The organism is Flavobacterium sp. GNP008, assembly GCF_056428965.1.
Genome location: NZ_JBWJVL010000093.1, coordinates 1 through 209 on the forward strand (window position 1 = coordinate 1; position 209 = coordinate 209).

1 protein-coding gene is annotated in these 209 nt (G+C 53.6%); it reads left to right on the forward strand.

Annotation, left to right across the window (positions count from 1 at the left end; all coding sequences use genetic code 11):
• On the forward strand, positions 1 to 209 hold a 209-nt coding region (locus tag AC0608_RS14015; RefSeq protein ID WP_478289513.1), incomplete at both ends, for a hypothetical protein.

The window sequence follows — 209 nt, forward strand, 5'->3', positions numbered from 1 at the left end:
TCAAGCTAATCGCCTACGTTCCGGCTGATGAGATCCTCACTCACCGCGTCATCTGGTCGTTTTTCTTTATGATTGCGCTGATGAGCCTCAGCCGTCAGTGGTCGGGCGTAAAAACGCTGCTGCAAACCCCGAAGAAGATCTTCCTGCTGGCGCTCTCTGCCGTGCTGATTGGCGGTAACTGGCTGCTGTTTATCTGGGCAGTGAATAAC